Below are 19,514 nucleotides of genomic sequence, written 5' to 3' on the forward strand. Positions count from 1 at the left end.
ACTAAATTACACTGATTGTTCATGAAATCGACTTTAAGTTCCAAGAAAATAAATAATGGAGTTGAAAGTGCGTCGAACCAAACTATCGTTTCTGCGTTTTTTGTTGAGTGACAACCCATCTTTACGCCCAGTTCAAAAGACTCTCAGTCTCTTATTCTTCGTCTCAACACTAACCGCATGTAACTGGTTTGATAACGGCAGCTCAACTTCAACCTTCCCGCTTACATTACTCGGTAATGTCGATATTCGCCAAGTCTCTCTTGCATTCGATGCGAGCGGTCGAATTATCGAGTTAAGCGTAGAAGAAGGCGATCAAGTCACTCAGGGCCAACAACTCGGCCGCCTAGATACATCTGCATTAGAGCTTCAAATGAAACAAGCGCTTGCGGAGTTAAGGGTTCAGCAACAAAAATTACTGAGTTTGAAAAATGGCGCTCGTCCTGAAGAAATTGAGCAAGCGAAAAGTCGACTTGAGGCCGCTAGGTCTGATACCTTGAATCTAACAAAAGAATTGGATCGCTTAGTATCGGTTGCAGAAAGCACTCAAGGGCGAGCGGTTAGTGAGAGCCAAATAGATGCCGCTAGAACTCGACTCAATGTATCAAGATCAAATGTTATCGCACTCCAAAGTGCTCTTCATTTATTAGAGCTCGGCCCCCGTCAAGAAGACATCGCTGCGGCTCAAGCCACCTTAGATAGCTTAGAAGCCCGTGTAGATCTGCTTAAACTCTATATTCAAAAAGGGACTTTGCTGTCTCCCGTTGCGGCTAGAGTTCGCGCTCGAAGTTTGGAAGTTGGCGATATGGCGAATCCAAATAAGCCGGTCTTCGCTCTTGCACTGACTCACCCCAAATACGTGCGCGTCTACGTTGATGAACCTCTTATTGGGTTGATCAAGCCTGGCATGAAGGCCAACGTTATTTCTGATAGCCAGCCCCAAATAACAATACCTGGTCAAGTAGGATTTATTTCTTCCGTCGCAGAATTCACTCCAAAGTTTGTTCAGTCTCAAGAACTTCGAACGCACTTAGTGTATGAAGTTCGAGTAGTCGTCGAAGATTCAGAAAACCAACTAAGGATGGGGCAGCCAGTTACTGTTACGCTTCATAACGCCAATGAACAACCGTAACTTTCAATAAAGTTATAAGCCACCGATTATGGATGACCTAGAATTTTCTGTTGTTGCCAACAATCTTACCAAACGCTTTTTGACAGCCAATGGTAGTGAGCAGACTGCCATAGATAATTTATCTTTCTCCATTAAACCAGGAATCCTTACGGGCTTAGTAGGACCCGACGGAGCAGGCAAAACAACGGTCATGCGCTTGATGGCAGGATTACTCCTCCCTGACTCCGGTGAGCTAACAGTCCTCAACTATAATCCGGTCAACTCATCTCAAAAAATACAAAGTCTCATTAGTTACATGCCGCAAAAGTTTGGGCTCTATGAAGACCTATCGGTTATAGAGAATTTAAGTTTGTACGCCAATCTCCATCAAGTTCCAGAACATTTACGACAACAGCGATTTGAGAAAATGCTCGCCATGACTGATTTAACGGCCTTTACTCAACGTCCAGCAGGTAAGCTCTCGGGAGGAATGAAACAAAAATTAGGACTGGCATGTACTTTAGTTCGTTCGCCAAAACTTTTATTACTCGACGAACCAACGGTAGGCGTTGATCCCTTGTCTAGGCGCGAGCTTTGGCAAATTGTTTACCCTTTGGTAAGAGAAGAAGGATTAAGTGTTGTGTTTTCCAGTACGTATATGGAAGAAGCGGAACCTTGTGATAACATCATTGTTTTACATCAAGGTGTAAAATTAGCTGAGGGAAGCTCTCGCCAGCTCAAAGACAAAGTTCGAGGGTTGACTTATCAATTTAAAATACCTTCCGGTAAGCTTCCAAGGAATCTACAGTCAGAACTGTTAAACCACCCTGACTTTATTGTCGATGCAATTCCGGTAAGCAATCAAATACACTGCGTTCGAAATCCAGAAAAATCAGAACATGCGTTTTTTCAAAATTACTCAAACTTTAATCTTCGCCCTCGCCCAGAAACCTTAACCGATTTTTTTATACTCGCATTAAAAGAAAACTCTAGCGCTGAAAAAGTGCATGCATTACCGGTGGATCTAAACGCAGCCTCTGAAATAAACAATGAAAATAAACCACTCATAAAGGTCGAGCAACTGCTTCGAAGATTTGGCGACTTTATTGCTGTACAAAATATTTCGTTTTCAGTGAAACGGGGTGAGATTTTTGGCTTATTAGGCCCAAATGGCGCAGGAAAAACAACGACTTTTAGAATGCTTTGCGGTCTACTACCAGCTTCTCAAGGAATACTAGAAGTGGCTGGAGTAAATCTACGTCATGCAAGAGCAAAAGCACGACAAAATATAGGTTATGTCTCGCAAAAATACAGTCTTTATGGCAGTCTAACAGTCAAGGAGAACTTAGCCTTTTTCGGACAAGTCTACGGGCTTACTGGCGCGAAACTTGAACAGAGAATCACCGAGTTAGTCACTGCTTTTCAATTACCGCTTGACGTAATTAGCAACCAGTTATCCGCAGGGTACAAACAGCGTTTAGCAATGGCGACCGCCCTCTTACACCAACCGCATATTTTATTCTTAGATGAACCTACAAGTGGTATTGATCCTTTAGCTAGGAGAGAGTTTTGGAGGACCATTACTGAGTTATCCGATCAAGGCGTCACTATCATTATCACGACTCACTTTATGGAAGAGGCAGAATTTTGTGACCGCATTGCTATTCAAGATTCAGGAAAGCTTTTGGCGTTAGGGAGCCCGAAAGAAATACGACTCCAGGCGAAACAATCGGATGAAACGAGCATGAATGACACCTTTATTCACATCGTTGAACATAACCGAGTGCAACCTATTTCAACTCGAAAAGCATCGACGACATGAAATTTGAACTTTCAACAACGCGACTGCTTGCGCTTCTAAAAAAAGAGTTCGCTCAGATGGTTCGAGACCGTAGCAGCTTATCGGTTGGTCTGTTACTGCCCGTTATATTAATTTTACTCTTTGGCTACGGTCTGTCTTTTGATGTTAAGAATGCAACGATCGCGGTGGTTTCGTCTGAAGATTCTAAATTAAAACATGAAATCATTGCTCGTCTCGATGCCTCTAACTACATTCAACCGACACTATCAACAAGTCAACAGGAGGCCACAAAAAGGTTAATCAATCACGACATCGATGGAATACTGATCATACCCGATGAATCTTCCGTGCCAAGTAGTCCTCTTTTAATTGTTAACGGAGTTGATACCACATTGGCAAACGCGATCATTTCGTATATCAATGCCGCATTAGCAACTATGTCAAAAAGTGAAATAGACCATCAAGCACTTGTCACCGAAAACTCTGCAAAAATCGAGGTTAGTCAACGGATGTGGTTTAACGAAACGGCTAATAGTCGTTGGTATTTGGTTCCTGGTCTACTGGTGCTAGTATTAACACTTATAGGCGCTTTCTTAAGTTCTTTACTAATCGCTCGAGAGTGGGAGCGCGGCACATTTGAAGCCGTCTTTGTTACTCCTGTTTCAACACTCGAAATCATTATCGCAAAACTGTTACCTTACCTTGCTCTTGGCGGTGTGAACTTGACGCTTTGCTTACTCGCGTCTCACTTTCTGTTTGAAGTTCCAATTAGAGGTTCGTTATTTATAATCGTAGTCGCCGCTCTATTGTACTTAGCGGTATCACTACTTTTAGGACTCTATATATCCGCTGCAACCAAAAATCAATTTCAAGCAAGCCAAATTGCATTATTGACGAGCTTTCTTCCCGCAATGATGCTCTCTGGGTTTGTTTTTGATTTAAGGAATGTACCTGTCGTTATTCAAATATTCAGTCAACTTTTACCAGCCACTCACTTTATGGGCAGCATAAAATCTTTGTTTTTGTCAGGAAACCACTGGCCGACTATTTTTGAAGATCTCGGTATTCTATTTATCTATGGCCTAATTTTGCTTTACCTAACCCATCGCAAACTGAGAAAGTCGATTGAGTAAATGATTCAATGATTAATACTTTTAATGCTATTCGTGCACTCATAAAAAAAGAACTGCTGACTTTATTTAAAGAGCCAGCGAACCGAATTATTTTATTTGTCCCTGCGCTTTTACAGTCGTTACTTTTCGGATATGGCGCAACCTATGATTTGACTAATGTGCCCTACGCCGTTCTTGATCAAAGCAAAAGCGAAACATCACAAAGCATTATTTCTCACATCAGTGGTACCGGAGTTTTTCACTTAACCCATCAACTTAGTTCAACAACAGAAATTGCTGAGGTTATTGAAAATGAACAAGCCATTTTGGTTATGGTTTTTCAGTCAGACTTTGAACAAAAGTTAGCGCGTCAACAACCGACATCAATTCAAATGCTACTCGACGGCCGAAACTCTACCACGGCAGGACTAGCATCAGCTTACATACAAGCCATAATAGGTAAAGTTAATCAAAGTTTCGGTACTAAAGAGAATCAAATACAACTAATCACCCGAGCATGGTACAACCCCAATTTAGAATCGCGCTGGAACATTATGCCTGGTTTAATCGCTATGTTGAGTATGATTCAAACGCTACTTATTGCTGCCTTATCGGTCGCACGAGAGCGAGAGCAAGGAACTTTCGATCAACTATTAGTGACTCCTCTGACTCCCATTCAAATTTTAATTGGAAAAGCCGTACCTGCCATTACGATTGGACTCATTCAATCAAGTGTTGTTCTGCTGATCATTCGATTTTGGTTTAACATTCCGATGGCAGGCTCCCTACTCGATCTATATCTAGGTTTACTTATTTTTACGATTGCGGTAGTTGGTGTTGGCTTATCCATCTCTGCCATTTCCTTATCGATGCAGCAGGCAATGTTATATACTTTTTTAATTATTATGCCGATGACATTACTTTCTGGTTTATTAACTCCGGTGAAAAATATGCCCGATGTATTACAGACGGCGACCTATGCTAACCCGCTGAGGTTTGGACTCGATATTAGCCGTCGAGTGTATCTCGAAGGAACAGCTATCACAGAACTTACCTCATCAATTTGGCCATTATTGATTATGGCAGCAGTGACTATACCGCTGGCCTCATGGATGTTTCGACATCGATTAAGTTAATTAGTAAACCCCTATGCATTGATATCCAAGCCATTAAAAAGCCTTTGGTGACCTGAAAAACCCAAGTAATAAAATGGTCATAACACTAAACTTTACAACTGTCATATGGCACAAAGCGAAGAACCCAAAAATCGATATCATTAGTCAATCGCACCAAGGTTTCAAAAAAATGTTTCGGCCGGCACGGTGTTCCAATCTTCAAAAAACATTAATGGCTTCAGAAGAAGGATTTATTAAACTTAAGGATTTTTTGAGAATGGTGCCCGGGGCCGGAATCGACGGTCCGACGTTTCGGCCGGCACGGTATGTTAGTCACCGCAGACGGACTAAGATAAAATTTAAGCTTCTTGATAAAGGATGAAATTAAGAATGGTGCCCGGGGCTGGAGTCGACGGTCCGACGTTTCGGCCGGCACGGTATTTTAGTCACCGCTAACGGCACTCAATAAAATTTAAGCTTCTTGATAAGGGGAAAGATTAAGAATGGTGCCCGGGGCCGGAGTCGACGGTCCGACGTTTCGGCCGGCACGGTATTTTAGTCACCGCTAACGTCACTCAATTAAATTTAAGCTTCTTGATAAAGGATGAAATTAAGAATGGTGCCCGGGGCCGGAGTCGACGGTCCGACGTTTCGGCCGGCACGGTATTTTAGTCACCGCTAACGTCACTCAATTAAATTTAATCTTCTTGATAAAGGATGAAATTAAGAATGGTGCCCGGGGCCGGAGTCGACGGTCCGACGTTTCGGCCGGCACGGTATTTTAGTCACCGCTAACGTCACTCAATTAAATTTAAGCTTCTTGATAAAGGATGAAATTAAGAATGGTGCCCGGGGCCGGAGTCGACGGTCCGACGTTTCGGCCGGCACGGTATTTTAGTCACCGCTAACGTCACTCAATTAAATTTAAGCTTCTTGATAAAGGATGAAATTAAGAATGGTGCCCGGGGCCGGAGTCGACGGTCCGACGTTTCGGCCGGCACGGTATTTTAGTCACCGCTAACGTCACTCAATTAAATTTAAGCTTCTTGATAAAGGATGAAATTAAGAATGGTGCCCGGGGCCGGAGTCGACGGTCCGACGTTTCGGCCGGCACGGTATTTTAGTCACCGCTAACGTCACTCAATTAAATTTAAGCTTCTTGATAAAGGATGAAATTAAGAATGGTGCCCGGGGCCGGAGTCGACGGTCCGACGTTTCGGCCGGCACGGTATTTTAGTCACCGCTAACGTCACTCAATTAAATTTAAGCTTCTTGATAAAGGATGAAATTAAGAATGGTGCCCGGGGCCGGAGTCGAACCGGCACGGTGTTACCACCGAGGGATTTTAAGTCCCTTGCGTCTACCAATTTCGCCACCCGGGCATTTCAAGATAATGGAGGCTGGGGTCGGAATCGAACCGGCGTACACGGAGTTGCAGTCCGCTGCATAACCACTCTGCCACCCAGCCGTATCTTATTTTTCAATAAAGACTCGGTCGATGTTCTGACTTACAGCCCTTAGTCAAAAAAACCTCGTAACTGTTGGATTTGATACAGTCCGAGGTTTCTTACTGCTTTGAAGGATAGACCTTCAAAACCAGAATTTGGAGCGGGAAACGAGACTCGAACTCGCGACCCCAACCTTGGCAAGGTTGTGCTCTACCAACTGAGCTATTCCCGCGTCGACTTAAGTGCGGTGCATTTTACAGCGTGAAACAAATCTGTCAAGCACCAAGTTTTATTTTTTTTATATTTTTAACTAAATGTCTATTTTGTGTGCAAAAACATAAACTTAGGACACTTTTCACTCACAATTCTTTAGCGGTTAGGTAAGGCCAAGCCGCCTTGATATAAATGTACATGGACCAGAGCGTTAATGCTACTGAGACATATAATGAAAAATAACCCAATACTACGAATAAAGAGTACCCCATCACGTCAACCAGTGCGGGCGTCGCGCCCCCAAGAATTAAAAAGAAGATAGCGCCGAGTTGCCATAAAGTTTTGACTTTGCCAATAAAAGAGACTTTCACATCGGCTCTTTTACCATATTCAGCCATCCATTCGCGCAACGCAGTGATGGTAATTTCTCTCCCTATTATAACTAGCGCTGGAACTGCTATCCATGGAGTTTCATATAACTCCACAATTAAAACAATCGAGATGACAACCATGAGCTTGTCAGCCACTGGATCTAGAAAGGCACCTAATGGAGACGTCATATTAAACCGTCTTGCGATATACCCATCGAACCAATCTGTCCATCCTGCGATCGCAAAGATCAGTGCCGCTCCGGTAAAATTCCACTCGACTGGTAAATAAAACACAGCAACGAAAACGGGAATCATCAGAATTCGGAAGGACGTTAATATGTTCGGTATATTCATGTTTATATTGTCTTATCTGTAGTTTTTATCGGTCTCTTCGACTGTATTCGGATTCCTAAGCGGCAATCACTAGAAACAGTGAACCTTCGAGAAAGGTGTTCTGGTCAAGCACAGAATTACTCGTGGAGATAATTATAAATCTTTTCAGCAAGATGTGTATCGATACCTTTCACCTTTTTTAAATCATTTAAAGTGCTTTGCTCAATATTTTTAAGGCCACCAAAATGCTTCAGTAGTTGTTGTCGCTTTTTTGGACCAACGCCGGGAATAGACTCAAGCCAAGAGGTATTTCGTTGCTTTTTCCTACGCCCTCGATGCCCGGCAATCGCAAAACGGTGTGCTTCATCGCGAATGTGTTGAATCAGGTGTAAGGCTTCGGAGTTTTCCGGCAAAATTTTAGCGATACTCTGGCCAGGAAAAAACAATTGCTCCATTCCTAATTTCCGCTCAGTCCCTTTAGCAACCGAAACAATCGCTGGTTGTTGAATGCTTAACTGTTCCAAAGCTTGCAAGGCCGATTTTAATTGCCCCTTACCGCCATCAATTAAAATTAAATCCGGTAAATTCTCGTCCGATTTAACCATTCTCGCGTAACGACGATACACCGCTTGTTCAATCGCAGCATAATCATCACCGGGCGTGACATCATTAATATTAAAGCGTCGATAAGATGATTTATCTGGCGCCCCGCGCTTAAACACAACACAAGAAGCCACGGTTCCTTCGCCCATTGTATGACTGATATCAAAACACTCCATATGCAATGGAAGTTCATCAAGACCGAGCTGCTCTTTCACTTGAGTCACTTTTTCCATTTGCGAGGCATTGCTGTTGAGTTTATTTTGTAATGCAATATCTGCGTTTTTCTCAGCCAACTTTAACCATTCAAGACGATCACCTCGAACATTATCGGCGACCCGAATACGACGCTCTGCTACCTTTTCAATTGCGCTCTCTAATACATTGGCCCTTACTTGTTCAGAGGACAAAATAACTTCCTTGGGCGCTTCTCGGCCAGATAAATAGAATTGCAACACAAAGGATTCAAATAATTCTTCTAAGCTGACATCAAGCTTTAACTTTGGAAAAAATGTCTCAGAGCCGAGAACCTGTCCATCACGAACAGTTACAACGACCGCACATAAAACACCGGCATTTAACTTGATAGAAAAGGCATCGGCATCGATCATCACCCCAGATATGACCTGCTTTTGAGTCAATGCCCTCAAACTGGCCAGCTGATCACGAAATATCGCCGCTGACTCAAACTCTAAGGCTTCCGAAGCTGCATCCATTTGAGTCTGAAGACTTTGCAGCACTTCTTCACTTTTACCTTGATAAAACAGACGGGTTAATTGTACATCTTTTGCGTATTCTTCTTCTGAAACGAAGCCAACACACGGCGCTTTGCAACGCTTAATCTGGAATTGTAAGCACGGACGCGAACGATTTTGAAAAACAGAGTCTTCACACTGCCTAACTTTGAATAACTTTTGCAACATCGAAAGGCTTTGTCGAGCTGCACTACCACTTGGAAAAGGACCGAAATAATCGCCCCCCTGTTTTCTCGCTCCTCGGTGATAGCCCAGTTTCGGGAACTTATGACTCGAAAGGTGGATATACGGGTAGGTTTTATCATCTCTAAAGATAACATTGTAGCGAGGCTTTAACTGCTTAATATAATGATTTTCTAGGAGTAAGGCTTCAACCTCAGTGTTGGTAACGGTGACTTCAATAGCAGCAATCTGCTTCACCATTACCCGCGTTTTAGGCGTGTGATCATTTTTTGCGAAATAACTAGATACGCGGTTCTTTAAGTTTTTGGCTTTACCGACATAGATGACTTGCGCATCGGCATCGAGCATCCGGTAAACACCGGGCTGCTCGGTTAATTCTCGAATAAAAGACTTTGCGTCAAACTCTTCTAAAGACCGCTCAACCATTAGAGCGGATTATTTGATGTTTTCAGTACTGATTAAACCATGACGAATGGCGAGATGAGTCAACTCTACATCGTTATCCACGCTTAGTTTTTCAAACAATCGATAACGATAGCTGTTGACCGTCTTCGGGCTCAAACACAGCTTATCTGAAATTTGCTGAACTTTTTGCCCCTGAGTGATCATCATCATCACCTGCATTTCGCGCTCAGAGAGTATTTCAAAGGGTTGATCGTCATTATCATCGAAACGTTTAAGCGCCATTTGCTGAGCGATTTCAGGTGTCAAATATCGTTTACCCCGAGAGACCTGACGAATTGCAATCACCATTTCTTCAATATCGGCGCCTTTGGTTAAGTAACCGGCTGCCCCAGCTTGCATAAACCGAGAAGGATAAGGTTCTTCAGAATGAACGCTAACCACCACAATTTTAACATCAGGATCGTAGCGAATAAGTCGACGAGTTGCTTCTAACCCGCCAATTCCAGGCATGTTAGCATCCATGAGGATTACATTGGGCCCAAGCTCACGGGATTTTGCAATCGCTTCTTCCCCAGTTGCCGCTTCTCCGACAACGGAAATCCCTTGAACATCACCGAGTAGCCGGGTAATTCCGGTTCTTACCAGATCATGATCATCAACGATTAAAACTTTGATCACATGGACCCCCTTTGTTGTCCTCAATCGCCTACCTGCAAATTCTAGACGATGGTTTTGCGTGTCTTCCCCAAACCGGTGCAGTGAGTCATCATTAGTCCACTGCCTCCGACGATAAAAATACAACAAAAACAATTACATTCACGCTCTTCAACCGTTGGTTTGAAATCACTCTACCGACGTGAATCAACAAACGACTGCAAAAAGAGCATGACAATCATCCGGCCTTACTTCGTATAATCTTTGTACAAGGCCTTGATTTGTAAGCAAAGATACTTGTGCAAGCTTACCACTTTCCCGATGAAAGGCAACGATATTGATCGCAGCGATCTGACTGCTTATCTCTTTTTTGCGGAGCTGAATTTAGGCGATTCCACACGAGTATTCAATGTTTACTATAGCTTAATTATGCATTTCATCGAGCAATGAAATATTTCACTCACCTCTGATTTCCGACAGGTCGGTCACTATTTATCGCAATCACTCGAAAATAGGCTAAATATTGTGAATATAATTGGGATGACATACGAATAACTATGCACCAAGTCAGGTCGCCAACTAAATTATTGATTAGCCAAATCGAAGAGTAATATAGCGGCTTTTTTATCGCATTTTTACGAGATTCTTATTCACGACATTCTTATTTTCGACGGTTGGTGTCAGGTATTTGACTCGCAATAATTCAAGTCTTCAGACAGTTTCTCTAACGGTTATGAATAAACGGATATGAATAAACAGTTATGGATATTAATAGCTCGCACGGACCTTCACGTCCGTGCGATGACTTAAACTAGAAGGTCGATGCATCGATCACATATCGATAACGCGCTCGCTTATTGACGACATCTTCCCATGCTCGACTGATATCCTCGGCCTTGATAATTTGAACGTTAGGAAATACCTTATTATCGGCACAAAAATTCACCACCTCTTGAGTCTCTCGCATTCCTCCAATTAACGACACGTTAAAATTCACTCGACTGATTGAAAGACCAATCGCACTAATATTTAATTCGAACTTTTCAGGCATTCCGACTTGAGTGTAGGTCCCATGTGGTTTAACAACCGATGCATAGGCAGCCACATCATATTGATAAGGTATGGTGCAAATCACGTAATCTAATTTTCCGCGATAATTAGCCAGCTTACTGACGTCATCAACAACCACCGCTTCTTTAGCTCCAAACTCCAATATATCGTTAACCTTGCTCGGAGACGTAGTAAATGCGTAAACGTCGGCTCCTTTGGCAACCGCTATTTTTATCGCTAAATGACCCAGCCCACCTATACCGACAACACCAACTTTATCGCCTTTTCCTAAATTGAACTTCATCAATGGAGAATAGGTAGTAATTCCGGCACACAACAAGGGTGCGGCATCCTGAAAGCTTATGTGGCTTGGAATATGAACTGCAAAATGCTCTTTCACCACTATATTATTTGAGTAACCTCCCTGGGAAATTCCAGTCGGAGAGCTTTCTTGAGGGTAACCGTAGGTAAAAACCGTGTCTGGGCAATATTGCTCTTCGCCTTGCTGGAAACTTTCACAGTCAGAGTTACTGTCAACCATGCAGCCAACCCCAGCGCGATCGCCCACTTTAAACTTGCTAACCTTCTTGCCGACCGCAGTCACAACCCCAACGATTTCATGCCCCGGCACCTGAGGGTATTTTTGTGGCCCCCAATGGCCTTTCATCTGATGTATATCGGAGTGGCAAATGCTAGCGTATTTAATTTCAATCAATACATCATCATCGCCCACCGGTCGACGCTCAAACTCCCAAGGGTGTAACTTGCCCGAGGTATCTATGGCAGCGTACCCTTTCGACTTAACATTGACTCGACTTCCGGCCATAGCACTCGCCGAAGCCAGCGTGGGTAGAGCACCGGTTAAAGCAATGCCAGCGCCAAGAGTTGCGGTCGACTGCAATAGCTTCCGACGCGAATAGGAAACCGATTCTGTCGGCGTCTTGATTTCTTGCTCGATGTCGCCTTGAACGAGCTTGTTAGTGTCATGGTCATACGCTTTGCCGATGACATGATCATGTTGTTTGCACATAAATAAATCCTCGAATGTTCTTTGGTGAATCGATAAATTAAATCAATAAGCTGAATATAAAGTTACTTGCGAATTAATCACTGTTACGACTTCGGGTTAAGGCGCGAGCTTTTGAAACCGCCGATGAATACTGTTCATCCGACACTTTTTCTTTCCACTCAACATTTTTGCCGCCAAGTTCTCCTGTTATCACTAGGTGGGTCATTGAAGAGTCAGGCAAAGCACCATGCCAGTGTTCCAGATTCGCAGGACACCAAAGGCTTTCTCCTGAATTAACTAACGAAACCTGGCCATCAAGTGTTGCCGTTATCGCGACACCGCTGGTAACGATCATATGCTGGCCTGCTGGATGTTGATGCCACGCTGTGCGAGCGCCATTTGCAAAGACTACTTTCGCGCCCGAATATTTAGCATCATGATTACTGGGAAATAAGATGGTTACTTTCACTTCCCCACTAAACCATTCATCGGGTCCGACGAATGTCGGCTGGGCTCCATGGGGATAAATAACTTGAGAACTTCCTGAATTGTCTAGGGCGAATACCCCACTTACATTGCCCAAACAACTCGTTAAAAAAATGGCTAAGCCTTTCCGAAGTGAATGGCCTCTTTGCATAGTCAACGCTCCTAGAATTTAAGTCAGTCGTACTGAAAGCAAACCGAATAATTGTATGCCGTTTATTTAACCAACGAAGCACCGTCATGCGTTACCATGTTTGAGTCGAATTATTGCCTATTTCTATTTAAAGCGGATTAATTAACTCATTATTTCGCTGGATACATTGCCTATTTCTTCGTAATATGAGAATCACCAGCACTAAAGTAACACCCTATTCGCGGCCTTATTGATGGGTTATTTGTGAGGTAAATGGGGGAACCACTAAGTCACTTTCGACAAACAGAGACGGTTATGGCAATGAATCACAAACAAGACCAATCCATCATTCAACCGGAACTGGCATCCCGTATTGAAGTCTTAGCTAATGGTGAGAATCGGGTCGATACGCGTATTCCAGGATTAAGTCTCCATCGGTGGGAGGCACCCACTGTGCCTACCAGTTACATGCTAGCGCCCAGTATTTGTCTTATTGGGCAAGGACAAAAACGCGTCCTGCTGGGTAAAGATGTTTTCGTGTATGACGCCAATCACTTTCTAATCACATCCATTGATTTACCGGTCGTTAGTAATATTATCAATGCTACGCCCGATCGACCCTACCTCGGACTAACGATGGAGTTGAATTTAAAAATGATTGGGCAACTGATGCTTGACCATCCGGCAAAAGTCAATCGCAGCAAAGAAAGCTTAGGACTCGCAGTCAGCGAACTCTCAGACACTTTACTAAGCCCATTCACTCGTTTACTCGATTTATTGCGTCACCCAGAAGACATCGCCGCTCTTGCTCCATTAATTCAAAAAGAAATTTTTTATCGATTGTTATGTGGCAGCCAAGGCCCATTATTAAGACGCATTGCCTCAACCGGTAACCATGGCTATCAAATTGCGCGTATCATCGATTGGCTAAAGGCTAATTACAACAAACCGGTAAAAGTGGATGAGTTAGCCAATCAAGCCGGTTTAAGCACCTCCGCGTTCCACAGCCACTTTAGAGCCATCACGGCAATGAGTCCGCTTCAGTATCAAAAAAAGATTCGGCTCAATGAAGCCCGGCGATTGATGTTAACTGAGCGTTACGATGCATCGCGCGCTGCCTTTGAAGTGGGTTATGAGAGTCCCTCACAGTTTAACCGCGAATACAGCCGGCTGTTTGGCGCTCCACCTGCACGTGATATAAAAAACTTAGTCAGCGAGGTAACGGTATAGGTTAACAAGGTCGAAATCGCACCACTATCGAATGGTAAAAACCTTACTTTTTAACCAGTTATAGGCTACTTTAATTGGAGGAAAAGAAAATTATAACATTCACGAATTGAGACCCTTAATTTGGACAACTCAAAAAAATCCTTTCAGTTGGCTAAGACGCTCGTACTACCGGCTCTTACCTTTATGGTGTCTCTGTTTATCGCTCAATCGCTGAATGAGCAAGCTCGACGCGAAAATCAACAACTCGTTCAAGAAAAACTCGATCTAGAAGTTCTCCAGCTCACTGAACATATCAAAGATAAGTTAATACTGTATCAATATGGGTTACAGGGGTTAAAAGCCACCATCGAGATGCTTGGCGTCGAAAATTTTGACCACCGTCAAATGACCGCCTATTCGCTGTCTCGAGACTTTGAGAAAGAGTTTTTCGGAGCCCGCGGCCTTGGGTATATACGATTAGTACAGCCCCATGTCGTTGATGACTTTTTAGCAACTGCTCGGGCCGATAGACCCGATAAAACCTTCGATATACGCCAACTCAACCCACACTCAAACTCACTTTTTGTCATTCAATATATCTTGCCGGAAGGAAGGAATAGAGAAGCCATTGGTTTAGATATCGGCTCAGAAAGCTTAAGAAGAAATGCCGCGCTTAAAGCTATCGAAACGAATTCCGTTCAGTTAACAGCTCCCATTACATTGGTTCAAGCAGACGAAAAAGTAAAACACGGTTTCTTAATCTTAAGTCCCATTTATCAAGATGTTAGCAAACAGACCCCCATAGGTTGGACTTATGCCCCACTACTCATAGAGGAAATTTTATCGGCGTTAATCAGCTTAAATGATCGGTTAAACCTCTATATTTCAGATATCGAGGCAAGCAAAGAAACACTCTTCTTTAGCCACTTAGCGCCTAATTCAACTGCGACGCAATTTAAGTCAACCTTTGAGTTGCCTTTATATGGCAGAACTTGGCACATAGAGGTCGTTGCGAACGAATCATTCATCTTTGATAACCATCTTGAATTTCGAAGTCAGGTTTTCTATGAAGCACTCGGGCTAGCCTCAATCATTGTATTATTTATCTTACTCCTTCAGCTTATCTACTCACGAAGAATTCAGAGAATAAGTTATGCTAATGAGCTTGCAAAAATTAAAGAACAAACGCTTGAAAAGGTTAACTTTGAACTAGAAAAGCAAGTTGATGAGAGAACCAAAGAAATTCAAAAAATTAATCTCTTGCAACAGAGCATACTTAATAGCTCCAGTTACGCAATCATTGCCGCCGATGTTAAAGGCATAATTACGTTATTTAATCCTGCCGCTGAAAAATTGTTAGGCTATAACAAAGATGAAGTTATAGGCGTTCAAACGCCAGCAATTTTTCATATTGAATCAGAAATCATTGAGAAGGCAAAGGAGCTTTCAGAGGAATTAAAGCAAGATATTCAACCTGGCTTTGACGTATTTATCATTAAATCTAAATCAGGAAAACCTGATGTCAATAACTGGACATATGTACACAAAAGCGGCTCTAAAATACCGGTTAGACTCAGTGTTACCTGTTTAAAAAATAAAGAACAGGAAATTTTCGGTTATTTAGGCATAGTCTACGACATCTCTCAAGAAATCGCTCATGAAAAAAGCCTATCTCAAGCAAAAGAATTAGCAGAAAAAGCTTCGCAAGCAAAAGCGGAGTTTCTTGCAAACATGAGCCACGAAATTCGCACGCCCATGAATGGCCTCATTGGGACACTACAACTGCTTAAAAACGAAGCGCTTTCTGAAAACAGTTCAGATATGCTAAGTAAGGCTCTTTATTCCTCTGAACTACTACTGACGATTATCAATGACATATTAGACTTCTCTAAGCTTGAGTCGGGTAAATTAAAGATTGAAAAACGAGTATTCAACCTACATAAATTAGCCGAGCATATTCGATCAGAGTGTTCCGTCACGGCTCGCAGCAAAGGCTTGGATTTTCAAGTCGATGACCGTGCAACTCATCAGTTTTGGGAAGGCGACACTATTCGTATCCGACAAATACTTTTGAACTTGATCAATAACGCCATCAAATTTACTGAAAACGGTACGGTAAAGGTAACTATTGAGGAAAATGATGATGGAAGCGGCTTAATTTTTACTGTCCAAGATACCGGAATTGGAATGAGTCAAGAAACGCTTTCAAGACTTTTTCATCGATTCGAACAGGCCGATCAATCAACCACTCGAAAATACGGTGGGACAGGCCTTGGCCTTTCTATTACAAAGTCACTGATTGATTTGATGGACGGTGATATTGAAGCAAGAAGCAGACTTAATAAAGGGTCTACGTTTACCGTTAACATTCCGGCTAACAAATCGTTCACGGGTGACAACGAAGTCTCTGAGGAGGAAATATCTGTACCCGATCTTAATCATGCAAAAATATTGGTCGTCGAAGACAACAAAGTCAACCAGTACGTCGCGAAAGGCATACTGCAACAGGTCAATGCTGATATTAGCTTTGCAGAAAATGGATTAGAGGCAGTTGAAGCTGTGCAGACGTCAGACTTTGACTTAATACTTATGGATATTCAGATGCCAATTATGGATGGACTTGAAGCCTGCAAGATTATAAAAGAAAACCATCGAGACATACCTATTATTGCCTTAACTGCGAACGCATTCGATGAAGACAAGCAGCACTATTTATCCAATGGTTTTGATGGCTACCTGCCGAAACCTATCGATCAACAACTGCTGTTCAGAGAGTTATTGCGGTTGGTGAAAGTACCTAACGAGCTAAACAACCCAATGTAAAGTAGCTTCTGCGATTAAAAAAATTACCCAATAAATACTGGCCCATAGATTTTTCTATTAATCGGCCATCCATTGTGCTTCCCTATCACATTGACGCTGCGCGTCGTTGGTCGAACCGGCCAGGCTTCTCACCCCTCGTCCCGAGTGCTTTTCTCTAGGCAAAAAAAAGCACCTTTAACTAGGTGCTTTTTTAGAATTAGTGGCGGAGGGAAATGATTGACCAAAACAGGGATTATTCGTTGCTAACGCAACTCACCCTTGCTCTTTTGAGCGGCGGGCCGTCGTCATTCTTCCGACGTTCCAACACGCTGCGCGTGGTTGGTCGAACCGGCCAGGCTTCTCTCCCCTCGTCCCGAGTGCTTTTCTGTAGGCAAAAAAAAAGCACCTTTAACTAGGTGCTTTTTAGAATTAGTGGCGGAGGGAAATGATTGACCAAAACAGGGATTATTCGTTACTAACGCAACTCACCCTTGCTCTTTTGAGCGGCGGGCCGTCGTCATTCTTCCGACGTTCCAACACGCTGCGCGTGGTTGGTCGAACCGGCCAGGCTTCTCACCCCTCGTCCCGAGTGCTTTTCTCTAGGCAAAAAAAAAGCACCTTTAACTAGGTGCTTTTTTAGAATTAGTGGCGGAGGGACAGGGATTCGAACCCTGGATGGGCTATTAACCCATGCCGGTTTTCAAGACCGGTGCATTCAACCGCTCTGCCATCCCTCCGCGAGGAACGCGAATAATACTAGAAAGATTTTTAGAATCAAGCTTTTCTGCGAAAAAATTGTTGAAATTTAGCAATTTGAACATACTTTATACAAACATAGCTTTGAAATATGTGGCAACACGAATCTGCTTGTGCTGTCGCACCAATTTGATATATTTAGCCCTATTAAAGTTTTAACTGATTGAAATCCGGAGAAAAGTCACTATGGAACACAACGCAAACGTTATTGATCGCTCGCCGTCGAGCATTATCGAGATAAACAAGGTGTTGCGTAATACCTACCTGTTGCTCGGCATGACTTTAGTATTCAGCGGAATTACGGCTTATATTTCTGCAGCCTTCGCATTGCCAGTTCCCCGTGGAATCACAGGCATGCTAATTATGCTTGCAGGCTTCTATGGCCTACTTTTCGCCATCGAAAAGACTAAAGAAAGCGGCATGGGCTTAGTTTTGACCTTCGTCTTCACTGGATTTATGGGCTACATCTTAGGACCAATCATCGGATATGTATCTGCTAACGCACCTCAAATTCTAATGACGGCGCTTGGTGGAACAGGCCTAACCTTCTTTGGTCTGTCAGCTTACGTGTTATTAACTCGTAAAGATATGAGCTTCCTGTCTGGCACTCTAACCGCTGGATTCATCGTGATAATGCTAGCAGTTGTCGCTAACATATTCCTGCAAATCCCAGCCTTCAGCTTGGCGATATCTGCAGCATTCATTCTATTCTCATCAATGATCATCTTATGGCAAACCAGCGCAATCATCCATGGTGGAGAGCGAAACTACATCAGCGCGACCGTGACCTTGTTTGTATCTATCTACAACATATTCACCAGTTTGTTACACATTCTACTCGCTTTCGCTGGCGACGATTAATCGATATATTTAACGCTAAAGCCCGGCTTCTCGCCGGGTTTTTTTTAGGAAATACAGAGTTCCAATATGACTAACTTTGCATTGCTAATCACAGGCAGCCCCTATGCTTCACAAGCGCATTATTCGGCGCAAGGGTTTGTCGAGGGTGTCTATCAGCAAGGCTATGCTATTGATAGCGTATTTTTCTATGGAGAAGCGGTCAATATTGCTAATCGATTTATCCAGCCCCCGAATGATGAGAAACATCTTGGTATCAGCTGGCGTCAGTTGTCTGAACGCTTCGAATTTCCATTAAATGCCTGTATTTCAGCAGCTAACCGTCGCGGAGTGATCAGTTTAGAGGAACAGTCAATTATGCAACTCGACACGCACAGCCTACTTTCGCCGTTTACCATTGTTGGGCTTGGTAGTTGGGTTGAAGCAGCAGAAAACGCGGAACGTATCATTCAATTTAATTAACTCAGTTTGAGTACCGATGAAAATACTGATTCACTTTACCCACACTCCCTACGGTTCCGATGCCTCTCGCGAGTTACTCGACATGGCTCTCGCTCATGCTACCTTTGGGCATCAAGTCTCTTTGGTATTCAGTGGTGAAGGCATTTTCAATTTACTGCCGGATCAATTGGCAAAACCTGCCGGAAGAAAAGAATTTACTCGTCTATTCAAAGGTTTAGACCTCTATGATATTGAAAAGCTTTACGTCGTAAATGATGATTTAGACGCCCTTAACCTGAAACAAGACCAACTTATTGATGGCATCGAGCCAATAAAACTCGGTTCTTTAGGTGCCCTCTTCGCCGCAAACAATCAGGTAATCAGCTTATGAGTCTGCTCTATCTTGTAAACCAACGATTATCAAGTAAAGCGAAGTCTCATCTCTATCAGATACTGACACCGTCAGATGCCGTCTTATTGTATGAAGATGGCGTTTACACCACTCCTCCTGAAAATACTGCACATTCATGGTATCGATTTAAGCCGGACTGCCAACTGAGAGGGCTTGAAATTCCAAAAGATGACACAAACTTGATAAAATCTTATGCCGAATTTGCTGAAATCACCGTAAAATATAAGCAATCCCTGTATTGGCCTAAAAATGAGTTGTAAGTC

Annotated in this window: 15 protein-coding genes and 4 tRNA genes; 10 read left to right on the plus strand and 9 right to left on the minus strand. The window is 43.1% G+C overall.

All coding sequences use genetic code 11. The features are described from left to right. Window positions 1-67: 67 nt before the first annotated feature. Genes Q9312_RS03925 through Q9312_RS03940 form a run of 4 tightly spaced genes read left to right on the plus strand, consistent with a single transcriptional unit; the run spans window position 68 to window position 5,157 of the window. Window positions 68-1,129, plus strand: a complete 1,062-nt coding sequence (locus Q9312_RS03925) for an HlyD family secretion protein (protein ID WP_309203264.1) — start codon at window positions 68-70, stop codon at window positions 1,127-1,129. Between the two features lie 28 nt (window positions 1,130-1,157). Beyond that, window positions 1,158-2,930 carry an ATP-binding cassette domain-containing protein gene (locus Q9312_RS03930; protein WP_309203265.1) on the plus strand — a complete coding sequence of 591 codons (1,773 nt, stop codon included), beginning with the start codon at window positions 1,158-1,160 and terminating at the stop codon, window positions 2,928-2,930. Next, a complete protein-coding gene (locus Q9312_RS03935) occupies window positions 2,927-4,042 on the plus strand; it encodes an ABC transporter permease (RefSeq protein ID WP_309203266.1) in 1,116 nt (371 codons plus the stop codon). Before Q9312_RS03930 ends, Q9312_RS03935 begins: the two co-directional genes overlap by 4 nt. Window positions 4,043-4,050: 8 nt before the next feature. Further along, a complete protein-coding gene (locus tag Q9312_RS03940) occupies window positions 4,051-5,157 on the plus strand; it encodes an ABC transporter permease (RefSeq protein WP_309203267.1) in 1,107 nt (368 codons plus the stop codon). A gap of 1,274 nt (window positions 5,158-6,431) precedes the next feature. Here the strand turns inward: Q9312_RS03940 and Q9312_RS03945 are convergent. From Q9312_RS03945 to Q9312_RS03980, 8 genes are all read right to left on the minus strand, one after another. Beyond that, a tRNA-Leu gene (locus Q9312_RS03945) sits at window positions 6,432-6,518 on the minus strand. A 12-nt stretch (window positions 6,519-6,530) separates the two neighbouring features. Further along, window positions 6,531-6,604: transfer RNA gene (locus Q9312_RS03950), tRNA-Cys, on the minus strand. A gap of 136 nt (window positions 6,605-6,740) precedes the next feature. Continuing rightward, a tRNA-Gly gene (locus Q9312_RS03955) sits at window positions 6,741-6,816 on the minus strand. Between the two features lie 127 nt (window positions 6,817-6,943). Beyond that, a complete protein-coding gene (pgsA, locus tag Q9312_RS03960; protein ID WP_309203268.1) occupies window positions 6,944-7,522 on the minus strand; it encodes a CDP-diacylglycerol--glycerol-3-phosphate 3-phosphatidyltransferase in 579 nt (192 codons plus the stop codon). Window positions 7,523-7,638: 116 nt separating this feature from the next. Continuing rightward, the gene (gene uvrC / locus Q9312_RS03965) at window positions 7,639-9,465 is read right to left on the minus strand and encodes an excinuclease ABC subunit UvrC (RefSeq protein ID WP_309203269.1); all 1,827 of its coding nucleotides are present in this window, start codon (window positions 9,463-9,465) and stop codon (window positions 7,639-7,641) included. 9 nt (window positions 9,466-9,474) lie between these two features. Further along, a complete protein-coding gene (uvrY, locus tag Q9312_RS03970; protein ID WP_309203271.1) occupies window positions 9,475-10,122 on the minus strand; it encodes a UvrY/SirA/GacA family response regulator transcription factor in 648 nt (215 codons plus the stop codon). 787 nt (window positions 10,123-10,909) lie between these two features. Continuing rightward, window positions 10,910-12,178, minus strand: coding sequence for an NAD(P)-dependent alcohol dehydrogenase (locus tag Q9312_RS03975; protein WP_309203273.1), 1,269 nt, complete (start codon window positions 12,176-12,178; stop codon window positions 10,910-10,912). Between the two features lie 73 nt (window positions 12,179-12,251). Next, window positions 12,252-12,794: a (R)-mandelonitrile lyase gene (locus Q9312_RS03980; RefSeq protein ID WP_309203274.1), complete on the minus strand. Its 543-nt coding sequence runs from the start codon at window positions 12,792-12,794 to the stop codon at window positions 12,252-12,254. Between the two features lie 252 nt (window positions 12,795-13,046). Between Q9312_RS03980 and Q9312_RS03985 the strand changes: the two genes are divergently transcribed. Further along, window positions 13,047-14,003, plus strand: a complete 957-nt coding sequence (locus Q9312_RS03985) for an AraC family transcriptional regulator (protein ID WP_309203275.1) — start codon at window positions 13,047-13,049, stop codon at window positions 14,001-14,003. A gap of 120 nt (window positions 14,004-14,123) precedes the next feature. Then, window positions 14,124-16,805 carry a CHASE domain-containing protein gene (locus Q9312_RS03990; RefSeq protein WP_309203276.1) on the plus strand — a complete coding sequence of 894 codons (2,682 nt, stop codon included), beginning with the start codon at window positions 14,124-14,126 and terminating at the stop codon, window positions 16,803-16,805. Window positions 16,806-17,430: 625 nt separating this feature from the next. On the opposite strand, the gene Q9312_RS03995 is transcribed toward Q9312_RS03990, so the two are convergent. Further along, window positions 17,431-17,521, minus strand: a tRNA-Ser gene (locus Q9312_RS03995). 205 nt (window positions 17,522-17,726) lie between these two features. Between Q9312_RS03995 and Q9312_RS04000 the strand changes: the two genes are divergently transcribed. The 4 genes from Q9312_RS04000 to Q9312_RS04015 all read left to right on the plus strand — a co-directional run bounded on the left by Q9312_RS04000 (window position 17,727) and on the right by Q9312_RS04015 (window position 19,511). After that, complete coding sequence (locus tag Q9312_RS04000; RefSeq protein WP_309203277.1) at window positions 17,727-18,401, plus strand: Bax inhibitor-1/YccA family protein; 675 nt, start codon at window positions 17,727-17,729, stop codon at window positions 18,399-18,401. A 66-nt stretch (window positions 18,402-18,467) separates the two neighbouring features. Beyond that, window positions 18,468-18,860 (plus strand): sulfurtransferase complex subunit TusD, encoded by a 393-nt coding sequence (tusD, locus tag Q9312_RS04005; protein ID WP_309203278.1) that lies wholly within the window; start codon window positions 18,468-18,470, stop codon window positions 18,858-18,860. A 16-nt stretch (window positions 18,861-18,876) separates the two neighbouring features. Continuing rightward, window positions 18,877-19,230 carry a sulfurtransferase complex subunit TusC gene (tusC, locus tag Q9312_RS04010; protein WP_309203279.1) on the plus strand — a complete coding sequence of 118 codons (354 nt, stop codon included), beginning with the start codon at window positions 18,877-18,879 and terminating at the stop codon, window positions 19,228-19,230. After that, window positions 19,227-19,511: a DsrH/TusB family sulfur metabolism protein gene (locus Q9312_RS04015; RefSeq protein ID WP_309203280.1), complete on the plus strand. Its 285-nt coding sequence runs from the start codon at window positions 19,227-19,229 to the stop codon at window positions 19,509-19,511. The genes tusC and Q9312_RS04015 overlap by 4 nt, the downstream gene beginning before the upstream one ends. Window positions 19,512-19,514: the final 3 nt, after the last annotated feature.

Origin of the sequence: Pleionea litopenaei (genome assembly GCF_031198435.1) — a bacterium.
Taxonomy (GTDB): Bacteria; Pseudomonadota; Gammaproteobacteria; order Enterobacterales; family Kangiellaceae; genus Pleionea; species Pleionea litopenaei.